The 17,935-nt window shown below is 63.1% G+C and carries 11 protein-coding genes; 1 reads left to right on the top strand and 10 read right to left on the bottom strand.

Translation table 11 applies throughout. The annotated features are described in order from the left end of the window. Positions 1-23: 23 nt before the first annotated feature. The 3 genes from BDK89_RS00775 to BDK89_RS00765 are packed head-to-tail and all read right to left on the bottom strand — an operon-like array spanning position 24 to position 1,524. Positions 24-437 carry a hypothetical protein gene (locus BDK89_RS00775; protein ID WP_133867136.1) on the bottom strand — a complete coding sequence of 138 codons (414 nt, stop codon included), beginning with the start codon at positions 435-437 and terminating at the stop codon, positions 24-26. After that, positions 437-820 carry a hypothetical protein gene (locus BDK89_RS00770; protein WP_133867135.1) on the bottom strand — a complete coding sequence of 128 codons (384 nt, stop codon included), beginning with the start codon at positions 818-820 and terminating at the stop codon, positions 437-439. Before BDK89_RS00770 ends, BDK89_RS00775 begins: the two co-directional genes overlap by 1 nt. Continuing rightward, the gene (locus tag BDK89_RS00765; RefSeq protein ID WP_133867134.1) at positions 817-1,524 is read right to left on the bottom strand and encodes a hypothetical protein; all 708 of its coding nucleotides are present in this window, start codon (positions 1,522-1,524) and stop codon (positions 817-819) included. The genes BDK89_RS00770 and BDK89_RS00765 overlap by 4 nt, the downstream gene beginning before the upstream one ends. A 101-nt stretch (positions 1,525-1,625) precedes the next feature. Here BDK89_RS00765 and BDK89_RS00760 point away from each other — a divergent pair, with 101 nt between their 5' ends. Further along, positions 1,626-4,982, top strand: coding sequence for a TM0106 family RecB-like putative nuclease (locus tag BDK89_RS00760; RefSeq protein WP_208293913.1), 3,357 nt, complete (start codon positions 1,626-1,628; stop codon positions 4,980-4,982). 126 nt (positions 4,983-5,108) lie between these two features. Here the strand turns inward: BDK89_RS00760 and BDK89_RS00755 are convergent, their stop codons facing one another. From BDK89_RS00755 to dpdH, 7 genes are all read right to left on the bottom strand, one after another. After that, a complete protein-coding gene (locus BDK89_RS00755; RefSeq protein ID WP_133867133.1) occupies positions 5,109-6,221 on the bottom strand; it encodes a DGQHR domain-containing protein in 1,113 nt (370 codons plus the stop codon). 5 nt (positions 6,222-6,226) lie between these two features. Further along, complete coding sequence (locus BDK89_RS00750) at positions 6,227-6,877, bottom strand: HNH endonuclease (RefSeq protein ID WP_208293912.1); 651 nt, start codon at positions 6,875-6,877, stop codon at positions 6,227-6,229. Positions 6,878-7,163: 286 nt separating this feature from the next. Next, complete coding sequence (gene dpdD, locus BDK89_RS00745) at positions 7,164-9,329, bottom strand: protein DpdD (RefSeq protein ID WP_133867132.1); 2,166 nt, start codon at positions 9,327-9,329, stop codon at positions 7,164-7,166. Then, positions 9,326-9,853 (bottom strand): phospholipase D-like domain-containing protein DpdK, encoded by a 528-nt coding sequence (gene dpdK, locus BDK89_RS00740; protein ID WP_133867131.1) that lies wholly within the window; start codon positions 9,851-9,853, stop codon positions 9,326-9,328. The genes dpdD and dpdK overlap by 4 nt, the downstream gene beginning before the upstream one ends. Beyond that, positions 9,850-14,211 carry a protein DpdJ gene (gene dpdJ / locus BDK89_RS00735; protein WP_133867130.1) on the bottom strand — a complete coding sequence of 1,454 codons (4,362 nt, stop codon included), beginning with the start codon at positions 14,209-14,211 and terminating at the stop codon, positions 9,850-9,852. The genes dpdK and dpdJ overlap by 4 nt, the downstream gene beginning before the upstream one ends. Continuing rightward, a complete protein-coding gene (locus BDK89_RS00730; RefSeq protein WP_133867129.1) occupies positions 14,208-14,945 on the bottom strand; it encodes a hypothetical protein in 738 nt (245 codons plus the stop codon). The genes dpdJ and BDK89_RS00730 overlap by 4 nt, the downstream gene beginning before the upstream one ends. Further along, a complete protein-coding gene (gene dpdH / locus BDK89_RS00725) occupies positions 14,942-17,932 on the bottom strand; it encodes a protein DpdH (RefSeq protein WP_133867128.1) in 2,991 nt (996 codons plus the stop codon). Before dpdH ends, BDK89_RS00730 begins: the two co-directional genes overlap by 4 nt. Positions 17,933-17,935 lie beyond the last annotated feature (3 nt).

Here is a 17,935-nt window from a genome sequence, read left to right as displayed (position 1 = left end):
CAGCTCGTTCGAAAGTCCCGGGCCTACAGCGCTCGCAGCCACTCATCAATGGCGGGTCCGGCGCAGCTGCCGCATCGGAACGGTGATTCGATCTCGCTCTTCGGCGCCGCTTGCCCGACCCAGCCGAGTGGGCGGGCTCGCCATGCGACGAGCATTCCGGGTGAGATCGCCGGGCCGGACCACTCGGGCCGGATGTTCCAGCGGCGACGCAGTTCGTCGAGAGCCGCATCGAGGTGTTCGAACGGCAGCAACGCGAGATCGGTCACCTCGGTTCGCCACGTCGCGTTGCCCGACATGTTCACGAGGATCACCTCGCTGCCGACTGCGAGGTCGCACGGGGCACCGACCATCTGGTCCCACACGGCGAACCAGCTGTACTTCGGCCAGTCGTCAGGCGGTGTGTCGACGGCGGGTTGGATGGACGTCTGGAAGATCATCAGTACCTCTCGAAGTCGAACTCAGCGCCACACGCCATGTCGAAAGCGTCGTCATCAGATTCAAGTTCGCCCAGGTACTCCCACCCCATCGGATCCTTGCTCTTCTGGAAGTAGTGCGAGCCGAGGCGTCCGACCCAGCCCTCAAGGAAGCCGTCCCCGTCGAGGTCTTCCTCGTCGCCGTCCGCTGGTCGACCGTGGATCGTGCCGATCTCGACGTACTGCTCGTGTTCGTCCGGGCTGATCTCGTCGACGGCCCCGCTCACCTCATTGTGAACGAACAGCGAGGACCAGTCGTCGAGAGCAACCACGGCACCATTCGCAGCGAGGCGTCGAATCGCGCCTTCGTCCGTCTCGGAGCCGACCGCGATGATCCTGAGGCTCATGACCCACCGGCGAACGAGGCCGCACTGAGACCGCTCCGGTGGAAGAAGTCGGCCTGCTCGTCCGACGTCCGATCGCGGATCTTGGCGTCGATCACCGTGTCCCAGGCAGCCGGCGCAGTCGGTCGGGCAGCGTGGACGATGCCCACGCCCAGATCTCGTGCGGCGACCTCCACCTGACGCCAGGTCGGACCGGTGCACTTCGGTCCGGTGTAGAAGACCCACGAGAAGTCGGCACCGCGTCCGAACTCGTACGCCTGGTAGACCGACACCACGTCGAACCCACCAGGTTGCTCGACCTCGATCGCGAGGAACACGATCTCCGGTTTGGCGTCCGCTCGTCGATTGACACGGGCGACGAGGTCTGGCTGCGTCCACTTCCCGCTGCCCTTGGCCGACGTTCGAGACGTGTGCTCCACCGCGATGTTCCGCATGCTGTTGTCTTTGCCCCAGCGACGTTCGACGCCCCGGCGTACCTCCTTGTAGAGACCGGGCTTCTTGCCGGTCTCGCAACCGAAGTACTGGACGCCGCCCCTCACCACGCAGATCGGTGTGTCGTCATCCGCCTCCAGCTCGCGCACCTTTGCCTGGACCTTCTCGACCGTCCAGTCGTCCCCGAGCGCCCGTGCGAGCTTTGCGTAGCTCGCCTTCTCGTGCGGCTCCTTCTTGAGCGCGCGAACGATCTTGTCCTTGTGTGACCTCGCCATCACCCCGCCTTTCTGCCGCCCAGCATGACACGTCGCCGGCCCGCTCCAGGGGTACCCGACGGCACGGATCTGTGTGGCACCCCGGTGCCATAGTGGGCACGGTGCGGGAACGGTTGTTGACACCTTCGAAGATCACGGCGTGGCTCGACTGCGCTCATTACCTCACGTTGAAGCACGAGGTGGAGAGCGGGGTACGAGACAAGCCGCCGAGCATGTTCGGCGAGATGGCGCAGATGCTCGTCGACAAGGGGCTCACCCACGAGCAGGAGGTGCTCGCCCGCTACGCGCAGAAGGGTCGCCCCGTCCACACCGTGCCGGAGCGCTGCGACGACGAGTCGTTCGCCCGGTGGGTCGATCGCGTCGGCGACGTCTTGCCGGAAGGCCACGACGTGATCTTCCAGATGCCGTTCGTGCACGACGGCATCCAAGGCGTGGCCGACTTCCTCGAACGGGTCGACCTGGCCGACGGCTCCTTCACCTACGAACCGGTCGACGCCAAGCTCGCCCGCAAGGCGGCCAAGTCCGGCCACGTCCTGCAGCTCTGCTTCTACGCCGAGGCCATCACCACCACCACCGGCCACGCACCCGAGCAGCTCCACATCGAACTCGGTTCGGGCCGGCGAGAGACGATCCGTGTGGCCGACGTGTCGGCTTACTGGCGGCGTCTCCGTGGCCAGCTCGCCCGCGTCGTTAACGAGCCGGCCGGTGAGACGAAGCCCGACAAGTGCGACCACTGTCCGTTCTGCGAGTTCGAGCAGGTGTGCGACGCCGAGTGGCGCGAAGCCGACTCGCTCATCCACGTGGCGGGTGTGCACACCGCCCACCGGGAGATCCTCGAAGCCGACGGCGTGGCGACCATCGCCTCGCTCGCCACGCTCGATCGTCCGGTCGACGAGCTCGACCCGGAGCGACTCAAGCGCTTCATCCGCCAGGCGAGCCTCCAAGTCGAGGCGCGTGAAGCGCCGGAAGACGACCCTCCCCCGTTCGAACTGCTCGTCGCCGCCGACGACCCCGACCAGCCGCTCGAGCCCTCGGAGCTGCGCGGCTTCGCTGCACTCCCCCGCCCCGACGACGGCGACGTCTTCCTCGACTTCGAGGGCCACCCGTTCTGGCGTGCCGACACCGAGCTTTTCTTCCTGTTCGGCCTGATCGAGTTCGACGACGGCGACTGGCGGTTCAAGGCGTTCTGGGCACACGACGAGACAGAGGAAGCGCAGGCGGTCGCAGACCTCATCGCCTATCTCTCGGAACGGCGGAAGCGTCATCCGGGCATGCACGTCTACCACTACAACCACACCGAACGATCGGCGCTCGTCCGGCTGACGGAGCACCACGGCGTCGCCGAGCTCGAACTCGAACGGCAGATCGCGACCGGCATGTTCGTCGACCTGTTCCCGGTCGTGATGGGGGCGATGCAGGTCGGTGTGGAGTCGTACGGGCTGAAGCACATCGAGCGGCTCACCGACTACGAGCGCGGCCACGACATCGACCGTGGCGCCGGCGCCGTCGTCGAGTACGAGCGGTTCATGGCCGACGGTGAGCAGCAGCGGCTCGATCGGATCGCCCGCTACAACGAGGACGACGTTCGGGCGACCCGGGCCGTGCGCGACTGGCTCGTCGACCACCGTCCGGCCGACCTCGCCTCGCGGCCGGCGGTCACCGAGCCGAAGGCCGACGACCGGGAACTCGACGATCGCATCGAGCGCCTCCACGAGTTCGAGCCGGGCACACCCGAGCACCTGATGGGCGACCTGCTCGGCTACTGGCGGCGCGAGCGGTCGGTGGTCGCCGCCGACTGCCTCCGCCTCTCGATGGCACCCGAACCCGATCAACTCGAAGCGTTCGGCTCGATCGGCCAACTGAAGCTCGCCGGTGTCAGCGAGCGGTTCGGCAAGAGCGGGAAGAAGCTCACTGCCGACGAGGCACTCTTCACCTTCCCACCGCAGAACATCAGCCCCGACATCGAAGCCGGTTCGAAGCTGATCCAGGCGATCAACGAACAGGAGTGGGGCTTCTTCACGGTGCTCGACATCGACGTCGATGCCGGCGAACTCCGTATCGAATGGCACCCCGATCAGGTCGAGGCCGGGTGGGTGCCGACCTCGCTCGTCCACTACGTCTGGTACGACGAGGGCCACAAGCTGACGGCGCTCTGCGCACTCGCCGACCAGATGCTCGCCGGCGAAGACGACAGGGTCGGCCACCGGATCCTCCGCCGGGAAGCACCTCGTTTCACCGCTGGCCACGGACCGGCCGAGCAACAGTTCGATCCGGACTACACGAAGATCTGCCGGTGGGCGCCGCACCTCGACGGCAGCTACGTGCCGGTGCAGGGCCCGCCGGGGACCGGCAAGACGTTCACGGGCGCTCACGTCGTCCGCACGCTGCAGCAACTCGGCAAGCGGGTCGGCATCACGGCGATGAGCCACGCCGCCATCGACAACCTGATGGAAGCCGTGATCGACCTCTACAAGCAGCAGGGAGACCTGTCGACGCTCCGAGCCGTGCGGCGGGGAGGGGCCGGTATCGACGGCGTCGACCCGGCCTGGAACAACGGTCAGTGCGTCGGCTACGACGTGATCGGCGGAACGCCGTGGCTCTTCGCCTCGCCCGACATGTGCGACGACCCGGTCGACGTGTTAGTCGTCGACGAGGCCGGCCAGCTCGGCCTGGCCGACACCCTGGCGGCGACCGTGTCGGCGAAGAACGTGATCCTGCTCGGCGATCCGCAACAGCTGCCCCAGGTCGCGCAGGCGAGTCACCCGAATCGTTCCGGTGTGAGCGCCCTCGAGCATCTTCTGGGCGAGGGAACCCGGACGTTCCCGCCTGAGCGCGGCGTGCTGCTCGATGTGACGAGACGGATGCACCCCGACGTGTGCGGCTTCATCTCCGACGTGATGTACGACGGCAAGCTCACGAGTCACGGGTCGTGTGGCGGCCAGACGACAGTTGAGGGCACTGGCCTGAGGTGGATCCAGGCCGAGCACGCCGGCAACGCCACGGAGTCGGCCGAAGAAGCCGAGCTCGTCGCCCAGATCGTCCGCCCGCTGATGGGCACGGACTGGATCGACCAGCACGGAGCGACCAGTCCCATCAGCATCGGCGACGTCATCGTGGTCACGCCGTACAACGACCAGCGTCGACTGATCGAGGCAACGCTGAACAGCGACTCGACGACCGCCGGCATCGAGGTCGGCACCGTCGACAAGTTCCAGGGCCGGGAGGCCGCCGTGGTCGTGTTCTCGATGGCCACCTCGTCAGCCGAGTTCATGCCACGCCAAGCCGACTTCCTCTTCAGCAAGAACCGCCTCAACGTCGCCATCAGCCGAGCCAGGTGCCTCGCCTACCTGATCTGCACCGACGAACTGCTCAACACTCGGGCTCGAGACGTCGAAGAGATGGAACTGATCGGGGCCTTATGCTCATTGGTGGAGCGGGCCCGCAGGACCTCGTCCTAGGGCAGGAACTGTCAGACGCTCCCGAGTCGTCGTGGTTGCGGCAGTTCGATCGACTGGGTTCCGGCAGTCTCGAGAACGTCGTCCGTCAACTCCGCGATTGAAGGCGGAAACATCGACTGAGGGCGCTCAACCGTCATCGTCGCCTCCAGCGAGCAGTCCGACCCCGGTATCCCAGTCAACTTCTCGTCGCATGTTACGCCTAACCGTGGTCAGGGCGTCGACAACCAGTTGCCGACCGGCCGACGTGTCGAGGCTCTTCGCGGTCCATTCTCGCTGCCAGAATCCCGGATCGAGGTAGTCGAGGATGTTGGCCTCAATCTCGACCCTTGTGGCGTCCGGATCGGCGAGATTGACATCACCTCTGTCGACAAGAGGGATCAAATCATCGATGACGAAGGTTGTCATCGCGACGAGTCCAACCTTCTGCAACAGTTTCGACTCGGCAGTCCAGAGTTCGGGCCAGCGCTCCTTGATCGTCCTCCACAACGTGAAGAAGAACTCAATCAGCGAGTCATCGTCAGCTAGATCTGGAATCTTCTTCTTGTCAATCGCCGCAAATGCCTGCTCGATAGAGGCCGGACGAACCAAGTTCGAACGATCCGCATCTGCCTGGCTGGGCTCGGTAGGCCACTCGACCGCCTGGAAAAAGGGCGATTCTGGAGAACTGTCAGCGACTCCAACGAACGTGTGCCGGCCAAGCACCATACGGGCTGATCTCAATCGTTCGGCCAGAGCATCCTCGGCATAGTGCAGCGCCAAGAGTTTCACATGATCAGTGGGCACCTTCGATGCCTTGCTGTTGATGACGAGAAACTGGAACGCAACCTCTTCGTCCTCAGCGTTCACAAGAGCTACAACATTGAGTGGAGTACTCGAGTCGAACGATTCCGCCCCGTACATCCGGTGTTGGCCATCGATGACAAGACCGGGTCGCGGATCGACATCGTCTGGGATGCGGATTGTGCCACAGGATCCAATCTGAGGTGTACCAATGTCTGGCAGTCGGAGTGAAACGACAAGGGCCGTGGGGATTGTGTTTCGATTGTCCTGTTCCAGGAACCGAGCGATCGCCCTCACTCGCGACTCGCTTCGAAGTCGCTGATGGCCGCCACCGCCGTGGCTGAGTCGCTCGACCTCAGCCCACTTGGCCACCTCACCCGCAGGGGCGACGAAAGATGCGGTGAGGGGCCCGGAGTCACCTCGCTGACAGGTGAAGATGGCTGGATACTCGTAGGTCATGCTTCCTATTCCTTTGCTGCGGTGAACTCTAGATTGAAGACATCGACTGCAGTCGATGCGCTCAATACGAGCGGTTGTCCCGGTCGCCCGATAGCGAGGTAGGCATCGCGAAGACTCAGATCACGGCTCCTGGCGACTTGCTTGGCCGCACGTGCCTGGACCGCAAAGCGCATCACCTTTGGTAGAGCTGACAAGTCGTCCAGGTCGTGCCCGACGACTAACGCTTGGACGGGGTACATAGCCCATGACGCGGCGCTCCCCTTCGCCTCGTTGCAGCCTTTGCACGCTGCAAGGAGGTTCTCAAAGTCTGAGTTGCCACCATATGCTCGGGGCCACACGTGGTCGATAGTGAACTGCAGGTGGTCAGCGCCACCAAAGTCGACCTCAACGCCACAGAGATAGCAGTTCGGCGCCTCACGTCGCGAGTAGGCCTCTACCGTCCTTCGCACCGAGTCGCGAAGCGGTTCAGTGGCTGAGCGCACGGCAGGCATAAGACGCTCGAAGACGTCTCCGGCGCTATCCCAGTGGATCAGCATCGTGTCGATGATCGCCTGCTTGATCTCCGCCTCGGCAGCGACCGGCCCATGGCGCCCCAACAACACCGTCCCCGCTGAAATCAGTCGTCTCGCTAGTTGTAGGCTGACCATCTCCTGCATCGCCTCAGCCCACTCCTCACTTCTGTTGGACGCTAGGAGTGCTCGCCTCAACTGGTTCCAATGCTCGCCTCGCCCCTCGAGGTGGTGCTCGAGCAGGTAGCGAGCAAGGTGTTGACCGTTGGTCTCATAGACGTACGCGCTAGTCACTGGAGTTGGCCCGCCGTGCAATCTGAATGAGGCGCCGACGACCGATACGGATCGTAGGTCACCTGAGAGCGATCATCCGGTTCCAACAAGGACTCCTCGAGGTCTGTATGCGTAGGACACGCCCCACGACTCGTACCCTCTACTGTTGGCCAGCCCAGTCGAGCAGGCACCTATAAATGCTTGTGGCGCCGCGTCCATTGACTCGAACCAATCGGGTCTCGTCTACAGCACGCTCAAGCGCCTGCGTCGCGGCATGCTTCGCATGACTGGTTTGCATCAGCACGACGTCGGATCTGCCCGCCAACCCCTGCAACTCCTGGTTGTTCTGATGTGCGCTCGAAAACTCGATTGTGGCGTCTGGCCACTCCTCTTGAATCCAACGGGTGGCGTTGCGGGCCGCCGTTTCCGAGAGGGAGTAGATACCGATGCAGTGCAACGGTCTTCGCGGAGCGGGCTCAGACGCATCGGAGCGTACGTCGCCTACCTCAAGCACAAGGCCAGCGTCCTCAAGGATCCTCGCCAGCAACCGCAACTCGGTGAGGTCGACTCGCCCCATCCACGCCTTACCCAGGCCGAGTGCCTCGCTCGCCAGTTGCAGTCGAACTGATTCGTCCGGAGCCGAACTCACGAAGATGAGGTCAAGCATGCTGACGAGCCAGCCGACTTCGCGCGGACCGAGCACTTGATACTGCGCTCGGAGGCTCGCCATCAGTTCTCGGTACTGGTCGGCCGAGCAACCCGTTGCAAGGATCTCACCGACCAGATCGAGCGCAATACGTCGTTCCGCCCGCCCGGGATCACTTCCGAGCAACACCTCCACCGTGAGAACGGCGAGAGCGACACCCGACGGACTGAGGCCCTCATCGCCCACCATCCATTCCACAAACGTCGGCAGTCCGTTCCTAACTCGGCCCCGGCGATCGTCGTTGAGCGCACCGAGCAACTCCACTGCCAACTCGTCGGCTAGCCGCCAATCACTGATCTGTCCGGAATCCCAGGCGGAACACCACTCAGCGAGCAGATCGGGGCGGTCCGGCCACTCATCGACGAGCCACTCCATCCACCCATCAGGGATTCGCTCGCCCTGGTTCCGCTCAAGCAACTGGGTGTAGAACGTGCCTTCCACCGTTTGGGCGAGAAGGGCTCGCTTGTCGTCTGCGCAGAGTCGGTCGACGATCTCCAATGCCGTAGCCGCAGATCGAGCATCGCCCAGATTGAGGGCTGCGTGCATTGCAGCAACGGCGACACCGTTGTTCACTTCTTCCTCGGCAGCGGCTGCATCGAGCACCCGCTCGAAGTCGCCACACCGAAAGTGATCAAGAACCGCTTCAGGACCTTGTGATCTCGAGTCTTCCGTTCCGTCCGAGCCCAAGGTCTGATCGAAAGCCTCGACCACGCTGCGAACGAGAGGATCCTCCGACCAGTCGGACCGCAGCGCATCGATTGTGCTCTGGCGGGGGGCATCGGCAGCATGCTCCGCCAATGCGAGACACCTCGCGCCCGCCACTGAACGCACCTGGCTGGGATGCTGGATCAGCCCCGGCCACGTGGATTCAATAAGTGTTGCGAGATCGGCCCAGTCGTCAACACCCAACGCCTCCGCGCCTTCAGGGATGAACAGTCGATCGGCGGCACGGGCGAGGTGGTCGGTAACCGCAGGTGGCCGGCGCAACAGCGCGACCTCAGCCAGAAGCGGGTCATCCCGAAGTTCCTCGGGACTACCGAGGCGCCCGAGGAGTTCCACCCGAAGGAACCTGACGTTGGTGGGCGATAGCAGGCCTCCGGAACGGATCTCGTCCAGCAGGCTTGCAGCGGTCACCCGGTCACCGACCGCAAGGGACTCGTAGAACTCGCGCAGAACTCGCCCGACGTGCCGCAGAGATCCCGTCGGGCGAGTCGGCGTAAGGCTCCAGATATCGACGAGCGACCGCACGTTCTTCCGTGCCTCTCGTCGCCATTGCGAGTTGATGTCGACTCGAACTGCGGCCCGATTCGCCAGGAGTCGCAACGCGCGGCTGTCGATCTCGTCCTCTGGGTTGTGCAGGACTATCGGCCGATCGCACAGAGGCGGCCCCAGCCACCCCGACAGTTCTTCGAGGAGCCTACGGAGGTCACGATCACTCGCTGCGAAGCCATACCACCGCGTCTGGCTGTTGAACGAGGCTGGCAAGAGTGTTCTCTCACCGCGAGCCAAACGTGTGGTGAGCGCATCGAGAAGCGACCTCGAATCGCTACCGAGGTTCTCGATGTCGATCTCATTGGGCGCCGTGTAGAACTCTGCGACATTGGGTTCGAGGCTCGTCATGGCTCACCCCACCTATCCCGGTATGCAGATCGGGCGCGTGCCAACGCGTCGTCCTCGTCGGTCAGATGGACTGCCTCTTCGAGACGACGCAGACCGTTGTAGGTCAAGTTCATCGAACCGCTGAGGAGCACGCCCTGGGTGAGAATTCCCTTCTCATGAAGGTCTGCGGACATCACGACACGGAGACTCCGTTCCCGGCCGATCTCGCGAGTCCGTCGTTTGAGAAACTCCGTGAAGACCCGATTGTGATCGTCGGGCCTCGTGGCGAGCGTGAGTGAGCCACCGCGCCCGAGGTGCTGCTCGATCACTTCCCCGAGGCGAATCCATCTCTGAGGCATTGCGGTGAGGAGGCCCGAGAAGTTTCCTGTCCGATTGTCGATCACCTGTACGTCGGAGATCCAGGGGCTCACAATCCATAGGGGTTTGCTTGGAACGAGCAACTCTGACACGAAAATGCTCTGAAGCACGTCGGCGAGTTCCTCACGGGACGAGTACGCCGTCGTTCGCAGGCTTCGAGCACTCATTGCTGCGCCTCGCGGATGTCAACTCTCAAGCGGAGTCCGGTTCCGTTTCGACGAACTCCGATGACGCGAGGATAGAACTCAAGCACTCCCACGCTTGTCGGCTGCGTCATTAGCTGACGCAGTGCGACTGCTGCCGCTAACTCGTCGGCGCAATCGATCTCGGCGGAGGCGTGCATAGCAAGCGATCGATCGAGTTCCTCGCGCCAACGCTGCGAGTCAGACCGGAACACCACGGCGGGCACTGCCGCCTCTATCACGTCTTCGAACAGCAAACGTTCGGTCGCTGGGAGTTCGCAGTAGGGGTTGTACGACTGCAGGCTTGCCGCGCGAAGGTTGCCACCTCGGGCCCAGAGAAGGCCCGCCACCTGCCCAACGGACCACTCAGGAGACTGATCGACTGTGACCGCAAGATCGGACAGGGCCTGCCGTACCTCACCGCTTCCTGCAGCCAGATAGGCGAACACACGAAGATCGACCTCGAGCTCGAGCGACTCCTCAAGTGAGTCCCACTGCTGAAGCAGTTCGGTGCAAAGCGCCTCGATCCTGGCATCACTGCCCGGTCGCAGTAACCGAGTCGACAGCGCGCTCACCACCGTTGGATCGGCCGGGAGCCCTGCTTGGAACATCGCCTCTCGAAGGGTTGCCCACGCTGCGGTGGCTTCGCTCAAGGAGGTGGCCGACCGCACTCGGCTCGCCCGGGCCGACAACTGCTCACCTTGGTCACAGAGGCAAAGAAACTCGCGTATCGCCCGATCAACTCTCTCTCCGTCGCTCGGCCCAAGCGCGCTTCCCACAAGGTCCCAGAAGGCTCGGGCGTCCTCCATGATCCTGTCGGCTGCAGCCTCGATCACTCCGGTGCCTCCCGGTTGATCTTCGGAGATGATGATCCGCGCGATCGGCCCTGACTCCTCTTCGACCACAACGAAGTCCGGTCGGAGTTCTTCCACATCGCACTCGGGGCAAAGAGCCTGTATGGCATCCACGACACCAGCGGCCAAAGTTGCTGCGTAGCGCTCATGCAGCCAACCCAGTGCCACCGTGTTGAGGGGTCCGCTCAAGACCAGCACGCACCTCGCCAGAGACTCGACGACGTCCGTGTCGCTGAGCGCCGACTCGACGTCCTCAACGAGGGCTGGAGCGCGCCCCCCTTCGTCCGTATCGTCCAACTGTCCCTCAGACCCGAATACGACGCGGGCCGCCCGTACCATCTCAGACGCCATGCGCTGCTCGGGAAGTGTTGTGGCCTCGCCGCCTTCTTCCGAGGCAAGCGTCGTGAAAGCACTGAGGGCCAGTTCAGCTATCCACTTCCGGAGGAACGGGGACCCGACCCGCATAGCGATGAGTTCGTCGGTTTGCACCAGATGCTCGAAATAGGCCGTTCGTAGAGCACGGAGCAGTGCGGGCGAGCCGTCAGTTGGCAACTCGGTAGGTAGAACTAGATCGAACCCGAGTGCGTCGACGTCCATGTTGAAGCCGACGGCGGCGTTGCGTCCGCCGAACTGGACTTGGTGGACAGTGCGCTGGGGCTCATCCGCCATGTTTCGCTCGATCTCTACCGCTTGTGCAACTCGCCAAACAGTCAGAGGCGACAGTGCCCGGTGGGTCATCACCCGCAACGTGCTCACGCGAGTGGCCCACGGGCTTCGAGCAGGAACGTCCAGTTCGACTGGGGTCCCATTCAGCCGCCAGAAGAAGTCCCACTTCCACCGACCGTAGGAGGAGTCAGGAACACGACCGTTTGGGCGCGTTAGCGAAAGCGAACGTGGCTGCAACACCGCGCCTTCAACACCTTCGGGCGCTTCCAGCACAAGAAAGTCGGTGCAGAATGAGTCGAGGTCGAATTTTGCATCGCTCGACTCCGGGGGTTCCACCCACATTCGCTCCCGCTTCCCCCGAAGTGCAAACCGGTAGCTCACGCGGCCGGGCGCGAACTCTCGCATGGTCTGCGAGATCGGCCCTACCTCTGGGTCGGGCTGAAACTGCCCAACCGACGGAAGGTCAATGCGAACCTCCGGTGTCTGAAGCGGGGCGAACAGCGAACTCGGCACGAAGTCGGTCAGGGGGTCGTTCCAGACGAACTCACGCCCCAGTCGGTCGCGCCCGAGTACCGCCTCGAGGCGGCGGATGATCGTCGGCAGGACGGATGTAACAACTGCGCGTGGGGGGTCAAAGAGGACTGCTTTGGCGTCCAGGTCGCTCAGGGCTAGCGACCGCTTCAAGCCCGACTCAAGGCGGCCTAGCCCTTCGTCGGTCAAGAAGTCCGTCGCCGCGGCAAGCGCTGCCGTCGCTGCGGCCACTTGCCGCTCCGGGTAGCGGCCCCAACTCGATTCCAGGACCGATCGAAGCGGGGTGCCTCCTGAGGCATACGTCAACTGATCAACCAGCCACCAAGTGGCCTGCATCTTCAGAATGACGCGATTCTTCACCGGAAGATGAGATGCCGGGATCTGAGGATCGAAGAGAGTCTCATACGACTGGAACGACAGGCGGTCACGTCCGTAGTCCGAAAGGACGACAGTCGTCCATGGCCGCATCCTTGGGTCACGACCAGCGCGCCCTCGCCGCTGCAGGAACTGTGCTGCATCTCGCGGGGCCTTGTGCTGAATCACTGCGCCCACATTCGGGTCGTCAAAGCCAACCTCCAACGACGCTGTGGCCACCACGACATCGCTACTCGGGTTCACCCCCGTGTCTTGCGACGTTGTCCGGTCGACGACGACTTTGCGACTCAGAGTTCCAATGTCCTCGGACGCGTCCCACAACTGGCCAACGTCGTCGCGAAGGCGGTTCTCGTCCCCGGATGCACGCAGCAACGCAAGGCTTCCTTCTGGCTTGCGATCTACGCCGCCCTGCTTCCAACCCTCGGCGTCCTGCAACTGCGAGTGGAGACGATTCGCAACGTCCAACTTGTCGGTGAATGCAAAAACTCTGGTCCCAAATGCACCGCGACTTGGAACGCCCGGTTCTCGGTCAAGCATGCGACGCATCAGCATCGCCGTCTGGATCGTGGTCGACAACAACGACGTTTGTGAGGCCGGGTCGCCTCGAAGCGCCATGAAATACTCGCGACCCGTCTGACGCATCTCTGCGGCCGCAGGTGCGACAACTGAGACGTTGCCGGCGTCAGCGCCGATCAGCTCAGAGAAGAAGCCGACCGGGTCGGCCAACGTTGCCGACAGCCCGACGACGTGGCTTGGCGCCGACATCTCGGCTCTCCACCTTCGAAGAAGATTTGCGACCTGCGCTCCATGAGTACCCGAGTAGGTGTGGATCTCATCAAGCAGAATGAAGTCTGGAGCCGCCGAGGGTGTACCCACGAGAACCCGACGCATGCGGGGCGCACCGAGGCTGCGGTTGATCATTTCCGTCGTCGTGAAGACGATCTCGGGTGGCGCCGACAGCAGGGACTTGCGATCGAAGACCAAGGAGGTCACGTCAGAACCACACGACTCGCAGCGCAGCAGTCGTCCAGCAGGTTCCCCGTCCGGCCAAACGAGGGAGCCACCGCAGTCCTCGTTCAGACACGAGACAATTGGACTGACCAATCCGTTTGGCGAGCGGCGCCAACCCCGGCGGCGGTTCCTTTCGGCATCCTCACGGTCTCGCGGGCTGGCTCCGTACAGCACCCCAACGGATGGCGAGGCGACCCCACGGCTCGCCAAGTCTTGGAGCGTCGTCAACAGGGACGCAAGTTGATCGCGAAGCAGTTCGACCCGCGGGTAGATCGCCACGATCCTCGGCACTCCAGGACTACCCGGGACGCTCAGAGTATGCACCAAAGCCGGCAGATAGAAGGCCAACGTCTTGCCCGCCCCGGTACCGGCCGTCACGCATGTGCCGCCCCCGGCACCCACCGATCCCAGAAGCTGTTCTGACGCCCTGGCCTGGAACTGCGACACGGATCGTCCACGTAGGACCGCTTCGATCGAGCTTTGATGAGCCGACGTCCAATCGTCACCGAGCAACGCACCGAGCCGCTCGCTCAAGTCGCCCGACGTAACATTGCGCTCAGGCACGCTGCGATGCCGCGCCAAGAAGCGCATATCAGACACGAGCGTCTTGGCTGTACGCCAGTCGCTCCGGGGCCCGTGGAACCATTGGCGCAGATGACGAGCGAGACGTACCGTTTCGGCCATGCGAGTCCGGAACTCGCTGCCGCGCAGACCCCGTTCGTGCACCAGCCCTGCAGCGACCAGTTCGTCGAGCAGCATCTCTGGGTCATCGCCAGGCTGAAGCGACTCCAGCACTTCGATGATCTCATCCTCGCCGAAAGAGCCGTTTGTCACGCCCCAGCTGAGAAGCGGCAGCTCACGTGCCTCGAGTTGACCAAGCAGGCTAAAGAGATCGTCGTCCCTCACGATCGGCGCACCACAAGGTCATCGATGACACCTGCGGCCCGAAGGGCGGCCAAATCATCTGCCGTGATTTCGGCGAGCGGGAGCCCCGCTGCTGAAGATGAGCGGTTCAACACTTGCCGAACCTCCGGGGTCATAGCTGCCTGCTCATCGTCGATTGCCTTAATCGCTTCGTTCAGTTCATGGATCAGTTGCTCGACACGCTCGAGACAAGCAGCTAAGCCCTTGCCGCCGAGACGGTTTTCGAGTTCGGCGCGCTCACGAATCGGATCGAGGCTGCGTAGGGTCGAGATCCGCGCGGCGCACATCCTCGCTCTGGTGCGAAGATCGATGGATCCATTCAACTGACCTTCCTTCACGCGCTCTAGGGAAGCCTTGGCTTGATCAAACTGCGCGTTCCAGCTTGAGGCAACAAACCGGTCGAGTCGTTTCGTCTCCGCCCCGATGACCTCAAGCAAGGTCGTAGCTGATTGCTGTTGAAACGCGCGGGGGCCGCTCTTCGCGAGCGCCCCGCGAAATCCGCCGATCGACTGTCGCAGACGCTTCGGATCAATCTTCGGAGCACCCGCTTGGCCGACGGTCTCACGGTATGCCTTCACTTCAGCAAGGTACTCAGATGCGGCAGAAAGCTGGTCCCGGATGCTCTTCCCTCGGGTGAGCAACTCGTCGCCGACGTCAGCTTCGTTGGCAGCGTCCAAGCGAACTCGAAGCTCCGTCGCTCTGTCGTACAGCGTCATGTTGTTGCCGCCTCGATCGCTGCAGTCAGGTTGTTCAGACCCTCAAGAACGTCGGCCGCAACCGTCTGCAGACTCTCATCTTCTCCAGCGACTCCGCCGGCGGGCCGTTCACCCAAGTCCTCCGCGATGGATTCGAGCGCTCGTTCCGCCCTCTCGACATATCGTCCGACGAGGTACATCGTCTCGGGGAGGGCGCTGGCCACCGCTCGGAGTTGGTGGTCGAGGCCTTCATCGTCACGGGTAAGGCGCTCGGCTGTCTTGATCGATTGGCGAGTGTCTTCATCGAACAGATCGGCGAACGCTCGAAGGTCACGAACGGCGTCATAGTCCGTCAGGCGTCCCGCCTTGTGCGCCGTCTCGACCAAATCGAGGACTCGGTCGAACTGCTCGGCCCAAGGCCTGCCTAGATCGATTGCGTCAGTAGCGCGAGACGTTGAGTCGGAAAGCAGCATCCACTCACGGTTCACGGCTGGCTGGACCTGTCGCATGAAACGGTCGATGGCGGCATCTTCCGATTCCATCGACCATCGAGCGACGAACTGCTGAATGATAACGAGCAGTTGGTCAGCCCGGACCGCCCTTGCCCCGCCGGAGCCGCGTGCTTCAGCAAAATGGGCTTCGACGATCGGTCGAAGCCTTCGATGGGTCGTCTCGGCCTGTTCAACAAGTCGACGCCACTCGTCTGACCGACCGTCGGCTGCGGAGGCCGGTCGAACCTCAAACAGACCAAGAAGGTAATCAACTGGCCGCTTGGCGCTCTCGCAAGCGCCGCAAGCCATGGCGCTGACGAGGAGGCCTTCAACCGCTCGCTGAGCACCCGGACTAGCGCTCTCACTCAACCTATCCGCGACAGACTGCGTCCAGCGTTCGGTGAATTGGGCGGCCAGCCACCGATAGTTCCCCGCTCGCGCGTAGCCACTGTCGCCAGGCAGTTCTTGGAGCAGGATGAGCCCCTGTAGGGCTGTTGCCGCTTCCGCACTACGTCGAATAGAGATCAGAGCGTCGCCGTGTGTCTGGTCTGTCACTGAGCCCTCAACCCGTATGTGACGCTCACGGTCGAAGCGTTTTTGATCGTCGAACGCGGCGCCGAGGCTGACAGGAAGGACGCTCCAGTCGAGATTCTGCATCACGATCTTGTGGACGAGTTTCCTCACCTCATTGGTCGCCTTCATACTGAGATCGCGATTGCTGCCCACCCATTGAGCTAGCTCCACAAACACCGCCGACCAGGGCGCGCTCAGTCGCTCGGCAACGTTGTCGCTCGGCGACGAACCAGGTGGCTCCTCGTTCGGGCGGCCGGCCCGGGGCTTCGATGGTGTGGAGATGGGGTGCTGGTTGGCGAGTCCCTCTAGGGCAGAGATCCCGAAAGCCCCGAGCACGTCGTCTGACACCAACTGCGGCCAGGGAGACCAGTACCGCATCGTGTTCACCGTGCGGCTTGCATCCACTGGGCGCTTCGCGCGTATGTCGGTCTCGACGACTGGGTCGATCGACTCGCTGCGGTGGTTGAACGGCGCGACAAGCTCATCAGACGGGAACGCATCCCGCTGGACCTCTGCGCCAGCGATCAATAAGAAGCGATTAATAAGTTCCCGTACAACTTCCCGAGGATCAAAGCGATCAGAGGAGAGGGCCGCCGTAAAGCGGTCAACGGCGGCTTCGTTGAACGGATACAGGCCGTACCCCTCAGTACTGGCACCAAAGGTGGCGTGGCACTCCGTTTGATGGTGGCAGCCGTCGCACGCATTGGGTAGCCATGTGGCTCCAGATCGCGACACCCACCGATCCTGCAGGAACTCGGGCTGAAGACGTGTTGCATTCAGGTACCGGGCGACGAACGACCTCGCTTCGGCCTCGTCAACCCCGCCAGCACCGTACGTAGCGTCGAGCCAATAGGCATCGTCGCATCTTGTTCTCACCGTGTCGAGTCCGTCGAAGTGGCCTTCCGTCACCGCGAACAGGACGCGCAGAGGACACAGCTCACCATCTGGTGATCGCGCCGGTTCCACGATTGCGTCAAGGAACTCGCGTTCGACCCCGTGCAACACGGTGAGGTCCTCGATGAAGAGCACGAGTTCCTTGCCTTCGGCGAGCAAGGCACGACGGACCTCGCGAAAGACCTCGATGAGATCGACCTGACCGCTGACGAAGACACGCTTCACCGCAACTGGTAGCGCTTCGTTGATTAGTCGGACGGCGGTCTTCCTCAGTTCACCATGGGATGCCATCTGAGTCAGCAGCCTCTGAGCCCCGCCGCTTGCTTGTCCGATCTCTTCGAACGCAAGCGGCAAGTCGCTCTCCACGACACGCATCGCGTCGTCGTCGAGGCCGTCACCGTCTCGCCGGCCGCGATGTGCAAGGCCAACGAGCCGCGGGATCACAGCCCCTTCCCGGGTGAGCCGACGACGCACGACCGGATCTCGCAGGATGTCGGGCAGTTCACGCTCGAGTTTGGCCAGCATCATTCCTGACCGTTCATCGCCGGTGTTGTCTTCCCGCGACTCTTCAGAGGTGATGATGGCCAACTCGTCGAGCAAGCGCTGTCCAAGAACTTGCTCGGATTCGTTTTGGGCCGGCGCAGCAGTCAAGGCCTCGCGGGCGTCGTCGATGGCGTGGCCTTCGAGCCCCTCGATCACGATCTCGATAACTCGACGAAGACTCGTCCGGTTCTTCGCTAGATAGCGGGTCTCCCATCCGTCGCGGGCTCTCGTGTGTTCGAAGACCCAGCGGACGAGGTGCGACTTTCCGGTACCCGACCCACCGACCACCGGCACAAGCAAGTAGCCGTCTGGCCTAAGCGCCCCAGACAGCACCTCCACGATCTCGCGTTCTTCAACCCAACGCCCGCCACTTCGAGTACCGAGTGGGCGGCGTCGGAGCCGCAACGGGTGGTGAACCGCCTGAAAATGCTCTGGGTCGAGCGACGCCGCGTCACGGGGGGTCGCAGCCAACACCGCCTCGTCTTGCCAGCAGACGTACCGCCTCATCTC

Origin of the sequence: Ilumatobacter fluminis, from assembly GCF_004364865.1 — a bacterium.
Taxonomy (GTDB): Bacteria; Actinomycetota; Acidimicrobiia; order Acidimicrobiales; family Ilumatobacteraceae; genus Ilumatobacter; species Ilumatobacter fluminis.
Note: the sequence above shows the minus strand (reverse complement) of the source record. Positions and strands in the feature narration are given on the sequence as shown.

What these genes read in the sequence shown, in the direction of transcription:
- BDK89_RS00755 (WP_133867133.1), bottom strand. Translation starts at nt 6,221, where the DNA reads ATGACCTACGAGTATCCAGCCATCTTCACCTGTCAGCGAGGTGACTCC.
- BDK89_RS00770 (WP_133867135.1), bottom strand. Translation starts at nt 820, where the DNA reads ATGAGCCTCAGGATCATCGCGGTCGGCTCCGAGACGGACGAAGGCGCG.
- BDK89_RS00765 (WP_133867134.1), bottom strand. Translation starts at nt 1,524, where the DNA reads ATGGCGAGGTCACACAAGGACAAGATCGTTCGCGCGCTCAAGAAGGAG.
- BDK89_RS00750 (WP_208293912.1), bottom strand. Translation starts at nt 6,877, where the DNA reads ATGCAGGAGATGGTCAGCCTACAACTAGCGAGACGACTGATTTCAGCG.
- BDK89_RS00730 (WP_133867129.1), bottom strand. Translation starts at nt 14,945, where the DNA reads ATGACGCTGTACGACAGAGCGACGGAGCTTCGAGTTCGCTTGGACGCT.
- dpdK (WP_133867131.1), bottom strand. Translation starts at nt 9,853, where the DNA reads ATGAGTGCTCGAAGCCTGCGAACGACGGCGTACTCGTCCCGTGAGGAA.
- dpdD (WP_133867132.1), bottom strand. Translation starts at nt 9,329, where the DNA reads ATGACGAGCCTCGAACCCAATGTCGCAGAGTTCTACACGGCGCCCAAT.
- BDK89_RS00775 (WP_133867136.1), bottom strand. Translation starts at nt 437, where the DNA reads ATGATCTTCCAGACGTCCATCCAACCCGCCGTCGACACACCGCCTGAC.
- dpdH (WP_133867128.1), bottom strand. Translation starts at nt 17,932, where the DNA reads ATGAGGCGGTACGTCTGCTGGCAAGACGAGGCGGTGTTGGCTGCGACC.